Origin of the sequence: Pseudoalteromonas spongiae UST010723-006 (assembly GCF_000238255.3) — a bacterium.
Classification (GTDB): domain Bacteria; phylum Pseudomonadota; class Gammaproteobacteria; order Enterobacterales; family Alteromonadaceae; genus Pseudoalteromonas; species Pseudoalteromonas spongiae.
In genome coordinates, this window is sequence record NZ_CP011039.1 from 1,947,737 (window position 1) to 1,970,699 (window position 22,963).

The 22,963-nt window shown below is 41.2% G+C and carries 19 protein-coding genes; 6 read left to right on the forward strand and 13 right to left on the reverse strand.

Features of this window, described 5'->3' with window-relative positions; all coding sequences use genetic code 11:
• Positions 1-8: 8 nt before the first annotated feature.
• The 6 genes from PSPO_RS09125 to PSPO_RS09150 form a co-directional block, all read right to left on the reverse strand.
• Positions 9-533 carry a MotA/TolQ/ExbB proton channel family protein gene (locus PSPO_RS09125; RefSeq protein ID WP_010559752.1) on the reverse strand — a complete coding sequence of 175 codons (525 nt, stop codon included), beginning with the start codon at positions 531-533 and terminating at the stop codon, positions 9-11.
• A complete protein-coding gene (locus PSPO_RS09130) occupies positions 533-1,897 on the reverse strand; it encodes a MotA/TolQ/ExbB proton channel family protein (RefSeq protein WP_010559751.1) in 1,365 nt (454 codons plus the stop codon). Before PSPO_RS09130 ends, PSPO_RS09125 begins: the two co-directional genes overlap by 1 nt.
• Before the next feature lie 5 nt (positions 1,898-1,902).
• A complete protein-coding gene (locus PSPO_RS09135; protein ID WP_010559750.1) occupies positions 1,903-2,673 on the reverse strand; it encodes a DUF3450 domain-containing protein in 771 nt (256 codons plus the stop codon).
• A 488-nt stretch (positions 2,674-3,161) separates the two neighbouring features.
• Positions 3,162-4,127: a hypothetical protein gene (locus tag PSPO_RS09140; RefSeq protein WP_010559749.1), complete on the reverse strand. Its 966-nt coding sequence runs from the start codon at positions 4,125-4,127 to the stop codon at positions 3,162-3,164.
• A 98-nt stretch (positions 4,128-4,225) separates the two neighbouring features.
• The gene (locus tag PSPO_RS09145; protein ID WP_010559748.1) at positions 4,226-6,883 is read right to left on the reverse strand and encodes a TonB-dependent receptor plug domain-containing protein; all 2,658 of its coding nucleotides are present in this window, start codon (positions 6,881-6,883) and stop codon (positions 4,226-4,228) included.
• Positions 6,884-7,198: 315 nt separating this feature from the next.
• Positions 7,199-9,541, reverse strand: a complete 2,343-nt coding sequence (locus tag PSPO_RS09150; RefSeq protein WP_010559747.1) for a DNA polymerase II — start codon at positions 9,539-9,541, stop codon at positions 7,199-7,201.
• 120 nt (positions 9,542-9,661) lie between these two features.
• Here PSPO_RS09150 and dinG point away from each other — a divergent pair, with 120 nt between their 5' ends.
• The 6 genes from dinG (at position 9,662) to PSPO_RS09180 (ending at position 14,486) form a co-directional block, all read left to right on the forward strand.
• Positions 9,662-11,734 carry an ATP-dependent DNA helicase DinG gene (dinG, locus tag PSPO_RS09155; RefSeq protein WP_010559746.1) on the forward strand — a complete coding sequence of 691 codons (2,073 nt, stop codon included), beginning with the start codon at positions 9,662-9,664 and terminating at the stop codon, positions 11,732-11,734.
• A complete protein-coding gene (locus PSPO_RS09160) occupies positions 11,734-12,510 on the forward strand; it encodes a sulfite exporter TauE/SafE family protein (protein WP_010559745.1) in 777 nt (258 codons plus the stop codon). Before dinG ends, PSPO_RS09160 begins: the two co-directional genes overlap by 1 nt.
• Positions 12,503-13,099 (forward strand): primosomal replication protein, encoded by a 597-nt coding sequence (locus tag PSPO_RS09165; RefSeq protein ID WP_010559744.1) that lies wholly within the window; start codon positions 12,503-12,505, stop codon positions 13,097-13,099. Before PSPO_RS09160 ends, PSPO_RS09165 begins: the two co-directional genes overlap by 8 nt.
• Positions 13,099-13,995 (forward strand): histone deacetylase family protein, encoded by an 897-nt coding sequence (locus PSPO_RS09170; RefSeq protein ID WP_010559743.1) that lies wholly within the window; start codon positions 13,099-13,101, stop codon positions 13,993-13,995. Before PSPO_RS09165 ends, PSPO_RS09170 begins: the two co-directional genes overlap by 1 nt.
• Before the next feature lie 61 nt (positions 13,996-14,056).
• Positions 14,057-14,329 (forward strand): late competence development ComFB family protein, encoded by a 273-nt coding sequence (locus tag PSPO_RS09175; RefSeq protein WP_010559742.1) that lies wholly within the window; start codon positions 14,057-14,059, stop codon positions 14,327-14,329.
• Positions 14,322-14,486: a YbaM family protein gene (locus PSPO_RS09180; RefSeq protein ID WP_010559741.1), complete on the forward strand. Its 165-nt coding sequence runs from the start codon at positions 14,322-14,324 to the stop codon at positions 14,484-14,486. The genes PSPO_RS09175 and PSPO_RS09180 overlap by 8 nt, the downstream gene beginning before the upstream one ends.
• 16 nt (positions 14,487-14,502) lie before the next feature.
• On the opposite strand, the gene PSPO_RS09185 is transcribed toward PSPO_RS09180, so the two are convergent.
• The 7 genes from PSPO_RS09185 to PSPO_RS09215 all read right to left on the reverse strand — a co-directional run bounded on the left by PSPO_RS09185 (position 14,503) and on the right by PSPO_RS09215 (position 22,850).
• Positions 14,503-15,255 (reverse strand): type 2 periplasmic-binding domain-containing protein, encoded by a 753-nt coding sequence (locus PSPO_RS09185; RefSeq protein WP_148665236.1) that lies wholly within the window; start codon positions 15,253-15,255, stop codon positions 14,503-14,505.
• 343 nt (positions 15,256-15,598) lie between these two features.
• Positions 15,599-16,921, reverse strand: a complete 1,323-nt coding sequence (locus PSPO_RS09190; RefSeq protein ID WP_010559739.1) for a sensor histidine kinase — start codon at positions 16,919-16,921, stop codon at positions 15,599-15,601.
• A 9-nt stretch (positions 16,922-16,930) separates the two neighbouring features.
• A complete protein-coding gene (locus tag PSPO_RS09195; protein ID WP_010559738.1) occupies positions 16,931-18,262 on the reverse strand; it encodes a sigma-54-dependent transcriptional regulator in 1,332 nt (443 codons plus the stop codon).
• 68 nt (positions 18,263-18,330) lie between these two features.
• Positions 18,331-19,539, reverse strand: a complete 1,209-nt coding sequence (locus PSPO_RS09200; RefSeq protein ID WP_010559737.1) for an ABC transporter permease — start codon at positions 19,537-19,539, stop codon at positions 18,331-18,333.
• Positions 19,540-19,549: 10 nt separating this feature from the next.
• Positions 19,550-20,863 carry an ABC transporter permease gene (locus tag PSPO_RS09205; protein WP_010559736.1) on the reverse strand — a complete coding sequence of 438 codons (1,314 nt, stop codon included), beginning with the start codon at positions 20,861-20,863 and terminating at the stop codon, positions 19,550-19,552.
• A gap of 2 nt (positions 20,864-20,865) precedes the next feature.
• Complete coding sequence (locus PSPO_RS09210) at positions 20,866-21,570, reverse strand: ABC transporter ATP-binding protein (RefSeq protein ID WP_010559735.1); 705 nt, start codon at positions 21,568-21,570, stop codon at positions 20,866-20,868.
• Positions 21,571-21,593: 23 nt separating this feature from the next.
• Complete coding sequence (locus PSPO_RS09215) at positions 21,594-22,850, reverse strand: efflux RND transporter periplasmic adaptor subunit (RefSeq protein ID WP_010559734.1); 1,257 nt, start codon at positions 22,848-22,850, stop codon at positions 21,594-21,596.
• Between the last annotated feature and the right edge of the window lie 113 nt (positions 22,851-22,963).

Sequence of the window (22,963 nt, forward strand, 5' to 3'; positions counted from 1 at the left end):
ATCTCTCTCTAGTGATGCGGCAAGCTATCGATAAGTTTATTCTTAGCCATCTTCGCTTTCGCTTCTAGACGTGTGCTAAAGAATACACCTGATAGTGCTGCAACCATTCCAGCCATTGTTGGGATCGTCGCCATTGAAATACCTGATGCCATTAAGCGTGCGTTACCAGTACCTTGGGTAGCCATGGTTTCGAAAACCGCGATCATACCCGTTACAGTACCTAATAAGCCGATAAGTGGACATACAGCTACTAATGTTTTGATCAACAACATACGCTCATCTAATTTCTCAGACGCTTCAGAAATCCATGCTTCACGGATTCTGTGTGCATACCAAGACGTAGTGTCCTGGCGGGCGTCCCAGTTAGCGATGATTCCCTTTTTCATTTTAGGAAACACGCTGGTCAGGAACCAATAGCGCTCAATCATTAATACCCACATAAGAAAGAGTGCTATTGCGACCACATATAGTACCTGGCCGCCTGTAGCCACAAAATCCCTGACAGATTCCCAGATCTCCATCAGGACTAGCATTAGGCTTTCTCCTTCTCCGCGTGAGCAGCAATAATACCAGCGCTTTGCTCATCTAGGATGTGTAGTACAGACTTAGAACGGCTTGCAACGATAGCGTGAACTAGGATTAGCGGTAGTGCCGCAATTAGACCTAGAGCAGTAGTTACTAGTGCCATTGAGATTGAACCAGCCATGATCTTCGGATCACCTGTACCGAATAACGTGATTTGCTGGAATGTTTCGATCATACCTACAACAGTACCTAATAGACCCATTAGAGGTGCGATAGCTGCGAAGATCTTGATGATGTTAACACCAGCTTCGATGCGTGGCGTTTCACGTAGAATCGCTTCATCAAGCTTAAGCTCAAGGTTTTCAACATCTTCTGACTTGTTGTCTTGGTAAACTTTAAGAATACGACCAAGCGGGTTGTTTTCGTTTGGTGTGTTAAGATTCTTAAGCTGTGAACGGATCTTACCAGTAGTTAGTGTAAGGTCAGCAAGACGAATAATCGCGATGATGAAACCAATAACTAGTAGTACTGCGATTAGGTAACCAACTGTACCACCTTGGTGGAAACGCTCTTCGTGAGTCGCTTTCTGCGTGTTTAGACGTAGAATTGAACCACGGGTGATATCTGTATAGAAACCAGTGTAAGAACCAGCTGGAGTAGCACGTAGCGCTTCAGCAGAAGACAATACGTAACCATCAGGCTGACGGCCTAGCGGCTGGATTTGCTTAGTTTCTGGGTGGTAAATTAAGTAACCTTGATCAGAGATAAGGTTGAAGTTACCAATACGTGTAACTTTTGCGTTAACTTCTGAACCGTCTAACTGAGCAACTGTAGTTTCGAAAGATGATACTTTCGCAGACTCAGTCATTTCAGTTTGAAGACCAATCCAAAGCTCTTCTAGTTCGCGAGTAGTTGGTAGTTCTTTAGCAGCAGCTAGAGAACGAAGAACTTCTTCACGTCCTGGCTTTTCAGCAGAAACTAGTGACGCTTCGATTGAACCGATTGTTTCAGATGCAGCACGACGTACAACACCGAACATTTCACCAAGCGTACCTTTCGCAGTTTCTAGTTCTGCTTCTTTAGACGCTAGTGTCGCTTCGTTTTGTGCGTATTGCTTCTTAAGACGATCACCGCGAGCTTCTTCAGCCGCTAGTTCACGTTGAGCTTTCTTTAATAACGCTTGCTTGTCAGCACGAGCTGATAAGAACTCTTGCTCACGTTGCTTGTTAATTTTGCCAGACGAGATACGGTCTTGCTTAACTTGCTCAAGGATTTTATCTAGAGCAGCTGTATCTGCGTGTGCATTTAGCGCAGCACCTGCAGAAACAGAAAGAACAGTAGCAACTGCTAAACCTTTAAATAGTTTCTTCATCGTGATTACTCCGCGCCAAAGATTGGAAGGCTAACAATATCGTAAGCTTTTTGCTTACGCGCCATACGAATAAGATCAGTAATAGGGCTGATGTATTCGTCACCTAGCTTGTCCCACTGCTTCGTAGAGTTGTTCCAAACCCAAGCATTCTTAAGGTCTAGAGACTGAGCTACGTAAGCGATACGACCAACACGACCGAAGTCTACAGTGATATCACGACCATCTAGGTTGATAGCACCTTGAGTAGCAGTTACAACAGTGCTGTAATCTTTCTCTGTAAGGTAAGCTTCAAGAACCTGACGGTACTTTTCAGAAGTCGTTACTGATGAGTTAGTCATTAACTCACGTAACTTTTCAACACGGTCTAAACGCTTTTCAGTGTCAAAAGGAACGTCCGCTTTGATGAATTGCTCAAGCGTATCGATCATGCGATACATCAAAGGCACAACGTTACGTTTAGTTGTATCGATTTCTTTGATTTGTTTATTTAATGATTCGATACCAGCATTTTGGTCTGCAACCAAACGTGCTAGGTGATCATTATAAACTTTTAGGATCTCAGTTTGGTTAATCGTAGTGTCATACTCCGCTTTCAGTTCAACTGTTTGCTCGAATACGTTATCGATTTTGTTCTGAGACTTTTGTGCAGCCTTAATAGTCTGACCTTCAACATTGTGAATGTCTTTCAAAGGATCTGCCATCACATTGCTGCTTGTAAGTGCAACCGCGCCAACCAACGCTGAAGCTACAAGACTTTTTCTGATTTTAACAGACATAGTTCCCAACCAATTAAGTAATGTTACTTTTTTAGAATTTAAACTGATTAAAACTCAATCATGAATGGTGCACATAAAAAATGCACCAACTCACCAATAATGCTAAATGCATAGAAGAGTGTCAACAGCCAAACTTAGTAAAATACTGCTCTAAGATAAACAAATGCTTTAATGCAACAATTTAATAAACAAACTGTTTACATTCGAGCTTTTGTTAATCGCGCTATACCGTCCAAGAAAGAGAGTTTATAGCCATATCAGATTGGCTTTAGTAAAAAATTATTAACAATTAACGCAATTAATTTTTTTTTCAAAAAAAACGTCTAGGTAGAAAGTTATTGAAAGGTTTTTAGGCTGAATTGATAAAGATATTCTGTTTTTAAATGACTAAATATGCATTTGGGTACGCATAAGTATATAAAGAAGCATAAAAGTCATGCTTCTTTATATAAGCTTACTTTAATAGACTCGACAAAACGATTATAAATTCATTCAATATGACTGTGTTCGAAGACGACAAACCAAGCTAGTATTTCGCCAGACTCATTCAGAACTTCACTTTGTTCGGTACCGGTCAATCCATTTAACTTCGCGTATTCAATAAGTGAAGATAATTTATCTGATGTTAAAGCCGCATCTACCAACTCAGACAAACGATTCTCTAATGTTTCGATCTGTGTCTTAAGATATTCGATAAATTGCTTTTTAACATGACAGTCTGAAATGACGCCAATTTTCATAAACTGAGATACATATTCAGGTAAGCTCGTATCCTTTACAGCCATTTCATCATATTCAAATAATTCTTTTAATAAGTAATTTAATTGATGTCGGTGATGCTCAGCATCTCCATTTAGTTTTAATAGCCTAAGTGATTCTTTGCTCGTTATATCAAAAGAGCATTCAACGAGGTTAATGAAATGTCCCATACAGGCTCTAAACGCCTCTGACCTCACTAACGTAAGCGTTCTTTCATTTCGCTGAATTATTACAGAATTAGAATGATGCATCATTAAGCCGATCTTACCATTAGCACTTAGACGCTTTTTAGATGCAATTATCGACTCACTTATATCAGAATATTCGATACCGAATTGAGAAATAATTAGCTCATAATTGTCATCCAATTTGTCTACATCTTCAGCTTTAAATAACTCTCTAAATAAAATATTGTTTTTAAACTTGTGTGCTATATCAATCGCATGGTTATTAATTTTAGCAAAATCAATCGCTGTTATACTGCCACTTATCTTATTAACGGATGCAAAATCATCCACTAAAATCGCTAACCCGCCATTTCCTGTTGCAATATCAAGGCATTTAAATCCGTCATTTAGAGTTGAAAATAAAGGGAACCATTGATCTTTTAACACCCCCGTATAAGTTTTTTTATAACTTTCACCAAATGACGTTAAATGACCTTGCTTCCAATATTCGCTCCAATGTGAAGTCATCAAAAAAACTCCTTTATAATTTATATATATTAGCTAAATCAATTCCATACAAATAAAAAAAGCCTGCAATTGCAGGCTTTAATACATCTTAAATCTTATTAGAATTTGTAGCGGAAACCTACAAAGTATAAACGACCAACGATGCTATATAAGTTTGAATCGTAACCTAAGTCACTATCTAAAACAGGATCTTCATCTGTTACATTATTAACACCAGCAGTAATGTCTAAATTCCAAGGTGTTGCATATGTATAGTTTAAGTCAACGATATTGTAATCGTCTAACTCGCCAACTGCAGTGAAGATGGTACCTGTTTCGTCTGTTTCAGTTTCTTCAGCCTGAGATGCAATATGGTTAAGATTCACATTAAGAGTGTGATCTTCGAATAACCATGTAGCACCTAGTGAGATACGACGCTCAGGAAGACCATTACGACCGATCTTGTTAACCTTAGGTAAACCAATGATATCTGGCTCTTCATAAGACAGAACTTCTGACCAAGCAAAGTTAGTCTTAATTTCACCTGCACCACCTAAATCGAATAATGCATTTGCTTTGAAATCAAAACCATCTGTCGAGAAACCAGGAATATTTGCCATAGGTGCCGTAACAAGAAGTGAACGCGCCGTTGGGTTACCACCACGATCTACAGCTGCACCTTCATAACCTGGCGCGTTATCATTTGGATCTTCTGGATCACCTAGTAAGCCAATGTTTTCTAAATCAAATACGTCTTGAGTTGATAAAGAAGAAACTTGGTTAGTGATGTCAATATTGTAGTAATCGAATGAAACGTCAACATTGTCCGTTACATTATATACAATACCAAAGTTAACACTTTCAGACTCTTCAGGTTTAAGGTTTTCAGTACCAATAAAGTAAGTCGTGTGCTGTTGCGAACGACAGTCTGAACGGTTAGTTCCTGCTGCTGAACAAAGTACCACGTCTTTCGCACTACTTGCCGATTCTTGAGGTGCTTTATATAAGTCTTCAAGTGTTGGAGCGCGGAAACCTTGACCCCATGATGCGCGTACAACAAGAGATTCAAACGGTTGGTAACGAAGTGAAGCCTTAGGCACAAACGATGAACCAACATCGCTAAAGTCATCATAACGACCTGCGAAGTTAAATTCTAAGCTATCAAGTACTGGTACTACTAATTCAGCAAATACTGCGTACTCTTCACGGTCACCTGATGCAGAACCACCTGCTGTACCAATGATGTTCTTAGCCTCATTTTGTGCTTCCGCTTGGTCATAATATGTTGTTTCTTTGTAGTTTGCGCCAACATAAAGAGCTACTGAACCAGCACCCAAGTCAGCTAGTTCATTGAACGTCATACCACCACTGATTTCGCGAAGTGTACTACCTGAGCGACGGTTACTGTTAGCAGCTAAGTCAGCAAGTTGCGCTGTATACTTCGACTGATCTGGGTCACGAGGATCCCAACCATCACGAATTGCTTGCTCAACGCTTGGGCGGTGAACGTAACCTTGGCCCCACTCGTTCATGTCATAACGGTTATAGTGAGCATCTACGTGCCAATCAAATAGATCTGTAAGACCTTCTAAAGAAGCGGCCCAATCTTGCATGTTACTTACTTGCCAAGTATCACGTGATGCGCCAACATTGTTGAAACGGTAGTAACCACGGTCACCTTCGTTAACTGCTGTTAGACCATTTTCAGCTGGCATGTCCATAGGGAATGTGAACCAACCTGCTGCAGGAGCGTAACGACCAAAGCTTTCGTTACGAGCATGTAGAGAACGGAAGTTAAAAGTTGTGTTATCACTTACTTCATAGTCGTAATCTACGAATACTGAATCACGTTTCGTTGAAGCAGCATCTGCTGATACCGCTGTATAATCGAAATGACAGCCGTCGTCTGCTGGATAATCTGGCGCATCATTGTGATAACTGAATAAGTCACCGTATTGTGAACAGTCTTGACCACTAATCATCGGGTTGAATTCAAACGTAGTCATATCTAAGATATTACGGCCGTACCAGCTTAAACCAGTAGTACCACCGTAAGTGCCTGAACCATCGTCCGTAGAAGACGTAAACCAACGGTCGCGTGCGAAAATGATATCGCGTTCGTCGTGTTCATAGCTGAAAACAATGCTTGATTTGTCATTTGAAAGACCAGTGATGATTGAGAATGAAGACTCATCACCACCACCGTCACGGCTTGGGCTACCAGCTCGAGCTTGAACTTGAACACCTTCAAAGTCGTCACGAAGAATGATGTTTACAACACCTGCAATAGCATCTGAACCATAAACCGCAGACGCACCATCACTCATAACTTCGATTCTTTCAACCGCAGCGAAAGGAATTGTATTTAAGTCAGCTGCACCACCACCCATTACAGGTGAACCTGGCATTTTCTTACCGTTGATAAGTACCAATGTACGGCTTGAGCCTAAACCACGTAAGTTTACAGTAGCTTGGCTTTGTGCAGTATTACCAGATGAAGGTTGGATTGAACCAAAAGAGTTAAACGTAGATCTGTTTAACACGTCAGAAACGCTTAATTGACCTGAATTGTCTAAAGACGCTCTGTCAATTACAACTACAGGGTTCGCACCTTCCATATCAGTACGCTTGATACGAGAACCTGTTACTTCGATACGTTCAACAGCTTCAGCTGCTTGTTCTTCAGCGGCATTAGCGTTTGCTGCAAACACAGCAGTGCTAGCACCACCGAAAGCGATCGCTAAACGAACCGCCTTCGCTAGTTTATTATTTAACATTTAGATTTCTCCCTGGACCACATTTGTGGATTTACTTTTATTCACAATCTAACAAATTGTTGATTGATTTTTTTGAGTCGAAACTCATTTATCCGAGGGCAATAATAATCATAAGGGCAAACACCGGTCAACATGTGTTTATAAAGTTTTAACATTTAAGACTTAGATGTTTCAGTTAGATCACATTTATACACACTTAGAAATACACCGCTTTTAGGTACACGAAAAATATAAAACCCTGATTTAAAACAAAAAAAAACCTGAAGCCTCGTAAGCTTTAATTGTAATCAAAAAATTACATTTTTTTTGAACTTTTTAGAAAAGGCTTTGTTGCTCATTAACTAACTGCTCAAAATTTAACATTAACGCCTTTTCAAGCGCCTCTACAATTGGCTTTAGTTGCTTATCTAAGTAATGTTGATAATCGATTCGATTTACGTCTGACACATCGCCTTCGGCTAAGTAAACGGGGCCGTCAAGTGTTACAAGATAATTCACCCAGTCGCCTCGTTTGATGAAAAAATCGGGGTGTTTTAGCTGGTAATCTAACACTGCTCTAACATGAGGTGGGATATTACGGCGATACATTTCAAGCTCTTGCCCCAAGCGCTTGCGATATACAAGTTTGTGATCAAAAGCGCCAGATTTAAGGGCACTAACCTGTTGTGTGATGTATTCATCGACAGCTTGATTGCTAAATAGTCTTTGGTACAACTCGGTCTGAAACTCTTTCGCTAGGCGAGTCCAATCGCCACGTGCCGCTTCAAGACCTTTAAATATTAGCTCTCCAGCTTGGTTAATACCGGCATAACGCTTCTTCGACCCGGTTGTTTCACCGCGCAATGTCGGCATAAAGAACGGCTGATAATGAGTTTCAAACTCAATTTCTAGTGCACTGTCTAAACCTTTTTCGCTCAATTCAGCCTGCCAGTAGCTATTTATTTTGTTAACTAATTGCTTACCTATGTCGTTACATGTTGCTTTACAGGCTTCTCCGTCTATCGAGACAAAGGTTGAATCCGTATCACCATAGATCACTTGGTAACCAGCTTGTTCTATTAACTGCTTGGTTTTTTTCATAATTTCATGACCACGCATGGTAATCGAACTTGACAACCGCGGGTCATAAAACCGGCATCCAGTAGAACCCAATACGCCATAAAAACTGTTCATAATAATTTTTATGGCGTAAGACATAGTTTCATCTTTGGCTTTTTTTGCCGCTTCTCTTGCTTGCCATAGCTGACTGATAAGCGAAGGAATAAAATGTTCAGTGCGTGAAAACTGAGCGCCGTTAAACCCCTCGATCGCATCATCTTCCATTAACCCTTCAACTAACCCCATGGGATCAATCTTAAAAGTGCGAATAATTGATGGGTAAAGACTTTTATAATCGAGGACCAAGACATTCTGATAAAGCCCTGGAAGTGAGTCCATTACATAGCCACCTGGGCTTTCAAATTGTACTGGGGAGTCACCTAAATTAGGGGCGATATACCCAGCACGATGTAAATGCGGCAAATATAAATTGGTAAACGCCGCAACGGAACCACCTAGGCGGTTTAAATCAAGCCCTGTGAGTTTGGACCTTGCAATTGCAAAATCGATTAGCGATTTGTTCTGAAAAATATCCCATACCAGCTTACAGTCTTGCAGATTGTATTTGGCTAACGCTAGTTTTTCGTGTTTAAACTGGCGTTCGATTTCTGCAAGCGTATCGCCGCCTTGGATCAGCTTTTCTTCACCGAGTAATTCGTAGCTTACTTGCCCTAAACGAAAGCTAGAAAAATGGTAGCTTGCGTTTTTCAGCATATCGATACCATCGAGTACCATACGGCCGGGTAAATTAAGTTTATTGATTTTTGATTGCGTCACTCGAAGCTGACTTGCAAACCGTCCAAGCGACAACGTTACACCCAGTGCTTCTGCTCGCTTAGCTAACATCGAAAAGTCAAAATCAATAACATTCCAACCTATAAACACATCTGGGTCTAATTCTTGTGTAATGGCAACGAAGCGTTTGAGTAAGGCGGTTTCATCAGCAACCCACTCCAACCACTCATGACTTTCACCTTGCCCTATCATTACCACTTTTTGGTAATTCGCATTATAAAAGCCTATCGAATAGAGCACCCCTAACCCACTGCACTCTATATCGAGTGAGACACAAGTCAATTCGTGCGCGGCTAAACTCGCTTGTTCACTTTTAGCAAGTTTTGCTTGATACAAACAATGCACACCCTGGCTAAACTTATATTGCCCTTTTGCCCATGCTTGCCCTTGAATAAAACGCTCCATTAAATAGCGCTCGGCGTGGCGAATATCCTGTTCATACAGGATCACACCGGCTTCATTTGCTGTTTCTTTTGCAGCAAAAAAAGCTTTCAAGCTAGTGAAATAAAATCCGCTAACGTTACTTTGATTAAAATGTTTTAGCGGCAGCGACTTTTGCTCAAAAGCAATCCCCTCTCGATTAAGCGCATCGGCAAACCATTTGGCATCTTCTGATAAACAAAATACCACTGCCTGTTCGCCTGTAACTTCCACGCGTACAGGGCCTTCTTTAGACTTTAACCAAAACACTAAAATCAGCTTACCGTCACGGTCAAACTGTTGCTTGGTTAAAATTAACCCAGAAAAAGTACGCTCAATTACCATTACAACTATTATTAAACTTGATTATCGCGACAGTCTAACAAAAGAAAAAATGCCTGTATTGCATTGTTATTAATTACAAGCACCTTTAAAATCGCGAAAACGCCTTTTCTCGGACCTAACATGCTGGCTGACTCCCTAAAAAAAACCATTCGCACTATTCATACTAATATTGCAGCCAAATTACCTGATTACCGTTCACGTCCGAGTCAAAATTACTTAGTGGCAGAAATCGCTAAAACCTTAGCGGGAAATTACCACCGCACAGAGCGCATTGCAGTAATAGAAGCAGGCACAGGTACAGGCAAATCGTTAGCATATTGTATCGGTGCTATTCCTTACGCAAAGCAGCACAAAAAGAGTCTGATCATTTCAACCGCCACAGTTGCGTTACAAGAGCAACTAATCAATAAAGAGCTGCCATTTTTTGCAAAGAACTCTGGTATTGAAATTAGCTTTGAGCTTGCAAAGGGACGTCAGCGTTATGTTTGCGCTGAGCGTTTATACAACGCGCTTGTTGAAGACCCATCGCAGCTTAATTTTTTAGCGACCACCGATGCGCCACTGAATGAAAAAGAGCAAGATAGTTTAAAACAACTGCAAGCCGCCTATAAGAAAGGCACATGGCAAGGCGATAGAGATACTTGGCCGAAAGTCATCTCCGACAATGTATGGCGTTTAATTCAAAGTGACAAACACTCATGCCAGCGTCAATTAGCTAGCCATGCGCACTGTCCGTTTCATAGCGCTCGCGATCGTTTAGCAAAAGCTGATGTGATTATTGTAAACCACTCATTATTACTCGCTGATCTAGAACTAGGTGGTGGGGTTATTTTACCTGAACCTGCAGACAGTATTTACGTAATCGATGAAGCACATCATTTGCCGCAAGTAGCACGCGACTTTTCATCCGCGTCAAGTACTTTAGTAGCTACTTTAGAGTGGTTGGATAAGCTAGCGAAATTTAACCAAAAAATGGCTAATGCGATTAGCTCAACACGGGCAACGGGTCTCAACTTTAAACTGGCAGACGCGATCAACGACAGTGCAAAAGACTTAAAAAATGTGAAAACATTTTTTGCCGATAATTACTTTGAATTTAACGAAGATAATGTGCACCGCTTTGAGCAAGGGCAGTTACCAAAAGGTATCAGCAATTGGGTGAAAGATTTAAAGCAATCATCAAACAACATGCTTAAGTTTCTTACCAAAATGCACGACGCGCTTACCTTAGATTTGTCTGATGGCGACGTGAGCAAAAAAGTCGCCGAGCCACTGCTATCTGAAAGTGGGCATTACTTAACGCGCCTAGATGGCTTCGCTAAGTTATGGGGAAACTTGTCCATCGAACAATCAAATCCTCCCCATGCACGCTGGCTTAAGCAACTTGAATACAAAAATCACGTTGATTACCTGTTAGCAGACTGCCCTATTCAAGTCGGCTATTATTTACACGATAAGCTATGGCAAGAATGTGCAGGTGCGGTGCTTTGCTCCGCAACCTTATCGGCACTAGGTTCATTTGACCACTTTGCTTTTGAAGCGGGCTTGAAACCTATCGAAGGGGTTAAGTACATCAAAGCGCAATCGCCTTTTGATTATAAAGAAAATGCTGTGCTGACTATTCCTAACATCAGCAAAGAGCCAAATCATAAAGAATTCAGCGACGAGTTAATTAAAACTCTGCCCAATTACATTAAAAAAGATCAAGCAAACTTGGTGTTATTTGCCTCTTATTGGCAAATGAATCAAGTGGCAGAGGGTCTCAGAAAAAAAGGCTTCAGTTTATTGCTGCAAGGAGAGGCCTCTCGCGATGCGTTACTTACGCTTCATCGCGACAAAGTTAAAAATGGAAAAGGGTCAATTTTGTTTGGCACTCAAAGTTTTTCAGAAGGGTTAGACCTACCAGGTGATTTACTGACAAACTTAATCATCACCAAAATCCCATTTGCAGTGCCCACCTCGCCGATAGAGCAAGCACAAAGTGAATATATCGAAACGAAAGGTGGTAATCCATTTTTGTCTATCACCGTACCCGAAGCGGCAAAGAAATTAGTACAAAGCTGTGGTAGACTGCTTCGTAAAGAATCTGATAGTGGTGAAATAACCATTTTAGACAGACGCTTAGTTACCAAGCGCTACGGTAAAGCCATGTTAGATTCGCTGCCCCCGTTCAAACGAAAAATCGAGTATTAATGATAGAACTAGCTTTAGAGCCAACAACTTGGCTTGTGCTTTGCTCCGCAGCATTGGCCGCAGGGTTTATAGACGCTGTTGCCGGTGGCGGCGGTATGTTAACCGTGCCTGCCCTTTTAACCGCTGGCCTGCCACCGCATTTAGCACTCGGCACCAACAAGTTAGCCGCTAGCTTTGGGTCATTTACAGCAAGTTTCACGTATTACAAAAAAAAGCTTTTTAACCCTCGTTTTTGGCTGGTATCAGCCTGTGCGACTGCCCTAGGTGCAATCTTTGGTACATTAATTGTTGATTTTCTTACCCAAGAGTTTCTTAACGTGTTGCTTCCTGTGGTGATTATTGTGGTGGCAATATATAGCTTATTTAATAAAAGCCAATTCGCAGAAAATATGCAGCTGCCAAGTCAAAACTCACAGCTAAAAGTAAAGCAAAGCTGGCAAGGGCTTATTCTTGGCTTTTACGATGGTGTTGCAGGGCCTGGTGCGGGCACATTTTGGACCGCTTCAAACAGCTTTTTGTATAAAATGGGTATATTGCTTAATTGCGGTTTAGCACGCTCGATGAACTTCATTAGTAATGTAGTATCGCTGGCAACCTTTATAGCCCTTGGCCATGTGCATTTTATGTTAGGTTTAACCATGGGCGCATTTATCATGCTCGGTGCATGGATAGGCGCACATTCGGCAATTAAATTCGGCAGCAAGTTAATTAAACCTGTGTTCAATACCGTTGTCATTGTGTTAGCCATAAAATTGATTTTAGATGTCTATGCTTAAAACAAGTGCACAAGTCGAAACGCTTAAAAACCAAGTTGAGCGCTTAAAAGTTAGCTGCCAACAATTTGACCAGCAAAATTTATTTAAAAATGAACGCTTTGTAAAAAACCAACACGGTTTATTTGAACACCACCTATTTCGTACTAAAAGCGTAAAGTTAAGCGATTACTTAAATGAAGTATTTGAAAATATCGACGCACTTCCCTCAAGCGAACGAAGACATGCCCAGCGTTTTGCCCTTGAGTCAATTTCACAGCAAATTGACGCTATTATCACTGCATTAAAAGCCACCAGCGTTTGGCAAAAAGAACAACAAATTAAGCCAGTTACTCGCTATAAAAAAGTAGTTAAAAAAATCATTCAATCATCACAAGAGTTGTATCGTGAACTATCTCAGAATCATGAGTTTGAGCGTCGCTTACAAGAAATGATTGAACTTAGACAAAACGAAAAAATAAACTGCAGTGCTGAGCGCGCCAAAGAGTTAAATAACGAAATCCTTGTGCTACATGGTAGGTTGGGCCGTTGCCGTAAGGCCATTACGGCCGTCGAGGAAAAAATTCAACTAGCGGAGAAATCAAACCGATAATGACGATACCGATTTTCTATCATCCTAGTTACTCATCTTTATCACTGCCCGACAACCATCGCTTTCCAATTGAAAAATACCAATTGCTCTACCAGTTTATTAAGCAAGAATTGGCTGAGCAATTTCGCTTTATCACGCCCGAAAAAGCAAGTTTAGATGATATTAGCAAAGTACACTGCCCTATTTTTGTACAGCAGTTTGTAACAGGCACTCTTGAGCCAAAAGCGATACGTAAAATGGGATTTCCGTGGTCGCCACAACTTGTTGAACGCACGCTTTATTCAATTGGCGCATCAATTCAAGGAGCAAAGCTTGCGCTTGAAACACACATCGCGAGTCAAATAAGCGGCGGCTATCACCATAGCTTCCCCAACTTTGGTAGTGGCTTTTGCATTTTTAATGATTTGGTAATTGCCGCGCGCCATTTACTTGATAACAACCTAGTAAGCAAAGTTGTTATTCTCGACCTTGATGTACACCAAGGTGATGGTTCAGCGGTGTGCGCACAAGCGATGGACGATATCATCACAATTTCATTGCACTGTGAGCAAAACTTCCCAGCCAAAAAGCAACATTCAGATTACGATTTTACGCTCAATAAACACGCTAATGACCAAGAATACCAAACCATGTTACAGCAATGCTTGCTTACATTGCTTGTAGAGCAACCTGATATCGTGCTCTACAATGCCGGAGCCGATATTTATAGCGGCGACGAGCTAGGCTATTTCAACGTCAGTTTAGCGGGCCTAAAACAGCGCGAACAAAGCGTGATCTCGTTTTGTGCATCTCATGATCTCCCTCTTTTTACGGCGTCAGGTGGCGGTTACCAGCGAAATGTTGACAACCTAGTAAATGTTCATAAACAACTTTATTTAAGCATGACAAATGGATAGACGATTCCTAAGATATAAGCAATACTAAGAACAGTCACATTAAGTAATCTTAAGGAATAGCATGAAATTACATGACGATATTCATAATTATTACGAAAAATTATTAATCGACGAAATTGAAAAGCAAAAAATTGAAGCTAAGTATGACAACGACACATTGGCTGATTTTTGTTGTACTGCATTGAATCAATTGCCATCACGATACATTCGCTTTGAAGTGGATATGGCGTTTTATTCATCGCAAAGTGAACGCTTAGAAATGGAACAGCGCGTAAGAGACGCGATTGAGTTTGCAACCGCTGCCGTTGCAAAACGTGGTAACAGTGATGACTGAAAGTAATACCCTAGCAAACGCGCCTAAACACGTTCAATTAGCGGTAGATTTAATAATGCTGCTAGAACAACATGAACTTGATGCTAAAACCGTACTGCAAGCGCTTGAAATTGTACAAAAAGACTTTAAGCAAAAATGCCAAGAGCAAACGACTTAACCCGTATTTTGGTTAACTAGTGCGGAGCTAAAAACTCAGCAGTTACAAAGCGTGTGACGTCTTGATGAAAATCACTATAATAATATTTAAGATGAGCACGCAATAACGCCCCGTCTTGATTTAATGCATCAATTTGCTTATTCACTTTTTCAATAAACTGCCTTGTTTCCGGGTTATTTACACACATTAAACGACCTAAAACATAAGGTTCAATGCCTGCCACCGTGTAACTTACCGTTGATTCTTGCCACTGCCTCGCACTCATTTCAAGTGGATAAAAAAGCGCGTATTCACCGCGTTTTTCACTAAACATATCCAGTATACCTTGCACATGAGATGCACCGCGTCGCACAATCTTGTTTTGCTCAGGCAATTTGGTAATTTGCTGATCTAATTTATCGCCGTATGAAATCTGGTCTGACACAATTAAGCGTCTTTGTGGATACTGCACAAACAATTCAGCCAAACTAATCGGCTCGTTAATACCTTGCGATGATAAATCTGAGAGCTGATAGAGCCGTCTGCCCAAAAACAAATTAATGGGTTTACTAAAGATAAATTGCTGAGCGCGCTGATGCGTTTTGATTTTATTCGTAATGCAAATCGATTGGCCTTTTGCCATAAACTTTAACGAACGCTTAAGTGGCACAAACTCAAAATGTAATTTATGCGTTTGCTGTGTTAAGGCTAAGATATTTGTTTCAGACGATAAGCTGCGCATGTCACTTTGTTTAAAGCTTGCTAAGTCATGTGCATTATCAGTGTGCAATATTATTTTTGCTGTGGCTGGCAAACACCAACAAATAAAAACAAAAATGCTAAATTTAGTGAACGGGAATTTCAAAGGTAACCTGCTGGGGAAGTAATATTTAACGTGCTTATTGCTGTTTATCTAAACCAGTCATAAAAATTTAACAAAATTTTATAAAAGAAGCCATTGATTAGAGACACGCTGCATAATTTGGGGACAAACAACAGATTTTAGTTATTGTAACCTAGGTCAGTTTATATTTTGTTTAGCTTATGCTTTTGATACAAATAACAGCCTAAGTTATAAATCACCTTGATTAAAGAAGATTAAAGGTGATTTAACACCTTCAGTGACTATCTATTTATTTTACATGAGGTAAAAATACGTTTACCACTAATCCCGTTTTGCCACCTGAACGATTATGCAAACTGAGCTGACCATGATGAGCTTCGGCAATTTCACGACACAGCGCCAAACCTAAACCACTGCCGCTGGCTTTCGTTGAGTAAAATGGAATTAATGCACTTGCCATAACTGCTTCGCTCATGCCGGGGCCCGCATCGATCACGCTGATAACGGTGCCACTTTGTTTATTTTCAATACTAACCGCAATATCTTGCGGTTTCGAACCGGATTCATGAGCGTTTTTGAGTAAGTTAATCAACAATTGTTCAAGTTGAATATGATCAGCAAAACATCGGTGCTTTGGCACGTGCCCATCAAGATTAAAAGCATATTGCTGCTGCACATTACTCAGCATACTTTGCCAATCAAGCAACTCCAATTTTGGCAATGGTAGTTTGGCAAACTTACCATACCCCTGCACAAACTCATTCAGGTGACTGATCCGCTCCTGCAATGTTGAGAACACACGTCCTAATCGCGGCTCATCCACATTTTGCGCTAACAACTTGCCACTGTGTAACATCGATGACATTGGCCCTAACGAGTTATTTAATTCATGGCTAATAATACGTATCACTTTCTTCCATACCACTACTTCTTGACGACTCAATTCGCGCGTAAGCTGTTTAAAAATATACAAGCGGTGTTGGTGATTGTTTAATAGAAACTGACCTGTAGAAAGATGCCATGTTTCACTGTCATCTTTTTCGTGCTGTAAGTGGAACAAACCATCTCTGCCTGCTTCCATTGCTTGTTTTATTTGTTCATTAGCGGCCTTGTAGAGTTCTTCACGCTGTAAGCCCTCAAGTTTGTGTTCACTATTAAATAATCGATTAGCACTGTGGTTGCTAAACACCACATAATCATTGCTATCAATCAGCACCAAGGCTTGAGGAGAAGATTGCAGTACTTTGTCCAACATTAATTCTCGCTGATAAATCCACTGTTTTTCTTGGCGTAAATGGTCTGCTGTTTGATTGTAAATGTGGCAAAGGCGGCCCAATTCATCTGGCGCATCGTAAGCTAGTAGGCTAGAAAATTCACCATCTTTGAAATTTAACAATCCGGTTTCAAGGGCTTGAATCCCTGAGCTGACCGATTGCGTGAGTAAGCCGCTAATAAACCATGCCGCGCATAAAGTAATTAATATAATCACGACACTTTGTTTCAGCGAGACATCCAGTACCAGTAATAACGGGATCAGCACCAGAATAAGGCTTATTACAACCGCCAACTGCGATTTGGTTTGGGTACGATAATGAGCAAAAAAAGTTTTCATAATCTGTTATCAATACTCAATATCAAATTTTTGCAAACGACGATAAAGCGCTTGGCGAGATAAGCCAAAATGACGAGCCACCTTTGCAATAACACCGTGATATTCGCGCATCGCCGCTTCGATTTCTATTTTATTTGGCTCGTGACTAAGCGCGGTTTTTACCTCGTTCGTTGCTGTCGCCAAGCCAAAATCCGCTAATGCTAATTGACCACTTGGCTTTAGTACTGCAGCGCGTTTACAGGCATTTTCAAGCTCGCGTACATTGCCCGGCCAAGGGTAATTTACCAGCGCTTGTTCAGTTGCTAATCCACACTCTCGGTTTGGTAAAAAGTGTTTAACGAGCGGCATAATATCGTCTTTTCGCTCAGCCAACGGCGGCAGGCGTAACTCAATTACATTGAGGCGATAATAGAGATCTTCTCTAAAACGCCCTGCTTTAATATCGTGTTGTAAATCAGCATTGGTTGCCGAAATAACCCTTACTTTAACCTGCTTTGTTTGTACTGAACCCAAACGTTCAAACTCGCCGGTTTGCAGCACGCGTAATAGCTTCATTTGACCTGAAGGTGGTAAATTACCAATTTCATCCAAAAATAAAGTACCACCATCGGCTGCCTCAAAACGTCCAATACGCTGTTTATTAGCGCCAGTGTAGGCACCCGCTTCCGCGCCAAATAGTTCGGCTTCAATTAACTCTCCGGGTAATGCGCCTGCATTCACTTTAATAAATGGCTGATGGGCTAAATTTGAGTTAAGTTGAATAATTTCAGCGATGCGCTCTTTACCACTGCCATTAGGGCCTGTGATCAACACAGACACATCTGACTTAGCTAATTGCAGTGCCATATCTACCACCCGTTCCATTGCCGTGCTTGCATAGATCAGCCCTGCTAAATTCGCTTGTTGATGTGGTAAGTGACGTTCATCGTGCTGCCGCACTAATACTGCATTATCTTGCTGCGCTTTGCCTAACGCGACTAAATTTGCAATGGTGGTAAGTAATTTGTTGTCATCCCATGGTTTGGCAATGTAATCAGCCGCGCCTGCTTTAACTAACTCGATTGCGGTTTCAAGTTCAGTCCAGGCTGTAATGAGAATGATCGGTAGGTTTGCATTTAATTGGCGTAGCGTATAGAAAAGGCTAATACCCTCTTCTCCAGAAGTGGTATCAGCGGCAAAGTTCATGTCTTGAATCGCCAGCGCGATACGTTGATAACGTACCGTTTGCTCTGCCTCAAACGGCGTTTTGGCCGTTACAACATCATAGCCATGAATTTCCAAAAGCAGTGATAATGCATCAAGAACGGCTGGGTTATCATCAATGATTAGAATTTTATCCATTTGTTTTTCTTTTATTTATTCGTGCTACACCGGCGGTTCTGAGTGTAGCACGAAGACATTGCAAATGGTTAAATCGTTCGTGTCGCAATACTTGGGGCAATATTGGCCGCGCGCTTAGCTGGGCCGATTACGGCAAACAAGCTCATTACAAATACGCCTAACGCGGTAATTGCGACATACTCATATGATAGTGCTGGTACCGAGTATTGGGTCATTAATTGTTGGCCCAATACGACTGCGCCACACACACCTAACACTAAGCCAGCCAAGCAAATAATGCTATTTTCGACAACAAAAAACTTAACAATTGCGGATTTTCGCGCGCCCAACGCACGTCGTGTACCAATTTGCTTTGTACGCTTATTAATATTAAACAAGGTTAAACCAAAGATACCTAGCGCGGTCACTAATACCAGTACACTGATTAGAATCACCAACATACGCATCATTAATAAATCTTCCGCTACATAATTCGCTTTTTTCTTATCTAACCCTTTTAAGTCTTGAATAACGCGTTTGCCGTAGCTTTGATGCATAACGCTTTCAATTTGCTTCATGACTTCAGCACGTTGACCCGGTTCAGTGCGTACCAAAAATTGCTGTAACTTATGAGGGTATAGCAATGGCAAAATTACTGATTTATCTTTGCGTTCTTCTAGCTTTAACCATGGGCCTTTCATCATGCCGATAATGCCAACCACTTTTAGCGGTTGGTCGCCCATATAAATGATTTTACCTAGCCCGTCGCCATCGGGGAAAAGCTCATCCATCAATGCTTTTGTCGCTAATGCTACATTCGGGTGTTTGCTAAAATCTCGATTTATAACGACTTCGTCTTGGGTAAAATTGCGCCCTGCGATAAGCTCTACACCCAATGTATCTAACCCATGCTCATCGGTCTCGAAATAACTGGCGGTATCTGTTTTCGCTTTATCAGGCGCAGGCTTTAAACGAAATGTCGTTGAAGAACCGCCACCAGTTAAAGGTACGGCGTTAATATGTACGGCATTTACAACACCTGGCATTTGACGCAACGTCGCTTCATCAAGTTCAACCTGCTGGATTAAATCCACATCGGTACCAAACATCATCACATTAAATTTAAACATATTGTCTTCTTGGTAGCCGGTGGGTTGATTTAAATATTCGATACGGTCGTTAATAATAAACGCGGCATTACTGACGATTGCAGTGGTAATTGCAATTTGAATAAGCAATAACACGGCTCCCACTTTGGAGCGTAATAGCGCATTAAAAATAGGCTTAATTTCTAACATAATACAGTCCTTATTGGGTTTTCAAATACGTAGATGGATTAGTTTTGCACACCAGCCACGCGGGATATAATGCCGCTATTATGCACGCAGCAATCGCGATAACCGGCGCGGTTAGCAACATAATAAGGTCCATATTGGCAAGGCTGTCGTAATAACTATAACTTTGGCGAATTCCCAAAAGGCCAAGTTGTGCAATTAAAATCCCTACTACGCCGCCAAATAAACCAAGCATCGCCACCTCAACAATATGCTGATAAAACACCTGACGTTTGCTTGCTCCTAGCGCGCGCCTAACACCAACTTCAGGTGCACGACGTAAAAACTTAGCGAGCAGTAGCCCTAAAATATTGGCAATACACACCGCCAAAAACATAAAGCTCAGTGCGACCATTATTTTGTTGTCTTCGTTCACAACTTCCCAGTAAGCAATCCACTCATTTACATCTCTTAGTTTGTACTGGGCATCTTTACGGTTAAAGCGCCCTTGAGTTTGCTGCTGTGCAATATAGTTTGCCAAATATTCACTGTACGCTTGCTTTTCAGCAGCGTTATTAAGCTGCACCCAAAACTGTAACCATACCTTTTCTGAATTTAATTTATCTGAGAACGTTTTTACAACTTCGTACTTCCAACCATTGGTATTACCCCAGGTATTAATTTCATTCGCTTTGATTAACGAAAACGGAATAAAGATTTGTTCGGGGTCGTTAAATGAACCATTATTTAAATCATAATATTTAACGTGTAACTGCCAATCTTTAATCACACCGACAACGCGCATACTGAGATCATCAAGATAAAGTGTTTGGCCGACACTGTTGTCGCTGCCAAATAGCTTTTTACTCAAGCTTTGAGATATCACCACCACAGGTGCAGCACTTTCTTCTTGCTCAATACTCCATACACCGCCATGAATAAACGATAAATTAAACATTTCAAATGCATCACGCGAAAAAACGCGGGTAGTTTCAAAAAACGGTTTAACCTTATCTGAGTTTAAGTGTACCGAAAACCCCGTTTTCATCATGGCTGCGCGTTTGTACGGTAAATCTGCATTGAGCAGATTAGTTGTATCTTTATAGGTCAACTGATAAGGCAAATCATCTGATGAGAACCATGTTTCAACCTCATCCATAGTTTGCAATTGAACAGCAAACAACTTTTTACTTTTATTTGGAATTGGGTCCATCGACATCATGTGATACACAGATAGACTCGTCATAGTGACACCTATGCCAATAGCAATTGCCAGCACCATTAAAAAGCTGACAAGCGGCGTTCGCTTAAAGCTCCGCCAGCTTAAATCAATATAATGACTCAACATGGTTATGCTCCTACAGCCACATTAGGGTTACCTTGATACAAGGTAAAATCGGCAAGCTGACCGTCAACAACTTGAATATTGCGTGGTGCACGACGTGCAAGCTCTGCATCATGAGTAACCATAATAATGGTTGCGCCATCACGATTAATTTGCTCAAGTAATTCCATTACTTGGCGTGCCATTAAACTGTCTAAGTTACCTGTTGGTTCATCAGCAAGTAAAAAACGAGGCTCACCGGCAAGGGCACGCGCGATTGCGACCCGCTGTTGTTGTCCACCAGAAAGTTGCTGCGGTAAATGCTTGGCGCGACTTGCAAGCCCCACTTGCTCTAAACATTGTTCAATACGGCGTTTTCGCTCTGCTGCTTTAATACCACGGTAGCGCAACGGCACTTCGATGTTTTCATATAAATTAAGGTCTGGAATTAAATTAAATCCTTGGAAAATAAACCCAATTTTTTGATTGCGCAGATCTGCACGTTGATTGTCATTTAACTTACCGACATCAATACCATCTAACAAATACTCGCCGCTGGTAAATGGCTCTAGCATGCCGGCGATATTTAAAAAAGTCGTTTTGCCTGAACCCGATGGCCCTGTAACGGCAATAAATTCCCCTTCTTCAACACTTAAATTAAAATCACGAAGTGCATGAGTTTGTACCATTTCTGTTTGATACACCTTGCTTATATTATTCATTTTTAACATTTTTTTGCCTTCTTTCCTGTTGATTAGCGTAGCAATAGCGCATCCGCGTTTTTGAATGTGTCGTAGTTTGAGATAATTATTTCGTCGCCAACGTCTAACCCAGCTAACACCTCTACATGATTAATACTGGTAACGCCCGTGGTAATTTCGATTTTTTGTGCAAGGTCGCCGTTAATCTTATATGCAACATAGCCCCCTGCATTTAAAAACCCACCGCGTCTTACCATTAAAATATCACTTCGGTTTTCAAGTAAAATGCGCCCTGACAATCGCTGATTTTGACGAATATTACTGATATCGCTGGTTTCAAAACGCACTCGAGTGGTCACTTCACGGTTATTCACTTCTGGCGAAATTGCCGAGAGTTGCCCTGTGATTTGCTCTGAACCAATTTTTAATTCAACCGTCATGCCTATGCCTAAGTCATTCGCGTAGCTTTCTGGCACTTGCAGCTCAGCTTCAAAGGCCGATAAATCGACCAGCGTTAACAAGGCTTGATTTTTTACCACCATCGCCTTTGGCTGTACCAATAAATTACCAACAATGCCCGATACACTTGCTTTTATTGCTAAATTTCCCACTTTACGCTGCAACTCATCAACCACCAGCTGCTGCCTTGCTACTTGGCTTTTTGATGATTGAAGTTCGAATGACAAGGTATCTTTTGCCAACTCAACTTCTTGTTGTGCATGCTTATAAGTAAGCTTGGCTTTTGCTAAATCATCAACCGCTTTTTCTAAATCGATTTGGCTGATCAAACGCTTTTCAATTGAAAGTTGAGCACGGCGATTTTCGCGCTCTGCTGCATTCAGCTCTACTTGGGCTAAATCAAGTGTTTTAGTAAGTGCTAAGGCGTGACGTCTGGCCGCCAGTTCACTTCGTGCAAGTTCGCCTTTGAGCCTAGCCAATTCTGACTCTTGTTGTTTTAAGCTATTGTTAAGTTCCGGGCTTTCAACCTCAGCAATCACTTGGCCTTTTTCAACTGTGTCGCCTGCTTTTACATTCAATGAGACAAAGCCTTGTTCAGGGCTATACGCTTTTGGTGCATTCGCCGCTACAATTTTACCGGTTGCAGCAACATCACGAACAAGGTTACCACGCTCTACTTTTGCTAACTGCAGCTGCGCTTTATTTATCGACATACTGGCGTTATCGCTGTTAAACATGGCAAACCCCGTCCATGTAACAACAGATAGCATTAACGTAATCGCTAAAGCCGGTTTTAATCGTTTTGGCTTTTGTTTGATTACTTGATCTTGGCCACTGGTATCTTTAATCATATTTTTCCCTAAAATCGTGTGTGTTGTTCAAATACGCTGATAAACAATGAAGCCAATAACATAAACGCTGGCACAATAAAGAAAGCGGACATTACTACCATTGTTCTATTCCT

Bases quoted from the DNA above. Each gene is read 5' to 3' on its own strand.
- PSPO_RS09210 (WP_010559735.1), bottom strand. From the start codon at position 21,570: ATGTTAAAAATGAATAATATAAGCAAGGTGTATCAAACAGAAATGGTA.
- PSPO_RS09160 (WP_010559745.1), top strand. From the start codon at position 11,734: ATGATAGAACTAGCTTTAGAGCCAACAACTTGGCTTGTGCTTTGCTCC.
- PSPO_RS09170 (WP_010559743.1), top strand. From the start codon at position 13,099: ATGACGATACCGATTTTCTATCATCCTAGTTACTCATCTTTATCACTG.
- PSPO_RS09135 (WP_010559750.1), bottom strand. From the start codon at position 2,673: ATGTCTGTTAAAATCAGAAAAAGTCTTGTAGCTTCAGCGTTGGTTGGC.
- PSPO_RS09165 (WP_010559744.1), top strand. From the start codon at position 12,503: ATGCTTAAAACAAGTGCACAAGTCGAAACGCTTAAAAACCAAGTTGAG.
- PSPO_RS09130 (WP_010559751.1), bottom strand. From the start codon at position 1,897: ATGAAGAAACTATTTAAAGGTTTAGCAGTTGCTACTGTTCTTTCTGTT.
- PSPO_RS09145 (WP_010559748.1), bottom strand. From the start codon at position 6,883: ATGTTAAATAATAAACTAGCGAAGGCGGTTCGTTTAGCGATCGCTTTC.
- PSPO_RS09180 (WP_010559741.1), top strand. From the start codon at position 14,322: ATGACTGAAAGTAATACCCTAGCAAACGCGCCTAAACACGTTCAATTA.
- PSPO_RS09195 (WP_010559738.1), bottom strand. From the start codon at position 18,262: ATGGATAAAATTCTAATCATTGATGATAACCCAGCCGTTCTTGATGCA.
- dinG (WP_010559746.1), top strand. From the start codon at position 9,662: ATGCTGGCTGACTCCCTAAAAAAAACCATTCGCACTATTCATACTAAT.
- PSPO_RS09215 (WP_010559734.1), bottom strand. From the start codon at position 22,850: ATGATTAAAGATACCAGTGGCCAAGATCAAGTAATCAAACAAAAGCCA.
- PSPO_RS09150 (WP_010559747.1), bottom strand. From the start codon at position 9,541: ATGGTAATTGAGCGTACTTTTTCTGGGTTAATTTTAACCAAGCAACAG.
- PSPO_RS09175 (WP_010559742.1), top strand. From the start codon at position 14,057: ATGAAATTACATGACGATATTCATAATTATTACGAAAAATTATTAATC.
- PSPO_RS09205 (WP_010559736.1), bottom strand. From the start codon at position 20,863: ATGTTGAGTCATTATATTGATTTAAGCTGGCGGAGCTTTAAGCGAACG.
- PSPO_RS09190 (WP_010559739.1), bottom strand. From the start codon at position 16,921: ATGAAAACTTTTTTTGCTCATTATCGTACCCAAACCAAATCGCAGTTG.
- PSPO_RS09200 (WP_010559737.1), bottom strand. From the start codon at position 19,539: ATGTTAGAAATTAAGCCTATTTTTAATGCGCTATTACGCTCCAAAGTG.
- PSPO_RS09140 (WP_010559749.1), bottom strand. From the start codon at position 4,127: ATGACTTCACATTGGAGCGAATATTGGAAGCAAGGTCATTTAACGTCA.
- PSPO_RS09125 (WP_010559752.1), bottom strand. From the start codon at position 533: ATGCTAGTCCTGATGGAGATCTGGGAATCTGTCAGGGATTTTGTGGCT.